At 57.4% G+C, this 242-nt stretch carries 1 protein-coding gene; it reads left to right on the top strand.

Features of this window, described 5'->3' with window-relative positions; translation table 11 throughout:
- The coding region (locus AAEZ05_RS29860) for a chromate resistance protein ChrB domain-containing protein (protein ID WP_350650258.1) at positions 1-242 on the top strand (242 nt) is incomplete at both ends.

The following is a 242-nucleotide window of genomic DNA, read 5'->3' as shown; positions in this document are numbered from 1 at the left end:
CAGTAGAGCCCTGTCTCCGGATGAGCCCCACAGCAGTAACCAACCGATATCGGTACTCAATCTCAGCGATTATCAAGGCCGTATCTGGGCAACGCGTAAGCGTCCCTGGGTCGACCGGCTCGCCTGTGCCTGGTTGATCCGCCGCTTCATCGACCCGCAAGCTCAGATCGTCTGGCTGAACACTCCACAGGACTGCCCAGTCGACGCCTTAGGGTTTGATTTTGATGATGCAACCTTCAGCC

The organism is Pseudomonas sp. HY13-MNA-CIBAN-0226 (assembly GCF_040310305.1).
Taxonomy (GTDB): Bacteria; Pseudomonadota; Gammaproteobacteria; order Pseudomonadales; family Pseudomonadaceae; genus Aquipseudomonas; species Aquipseudomonas gregormendelii.
This window is presented reverse-complemented; position numbering and strand designations above follow the sequence as displayed.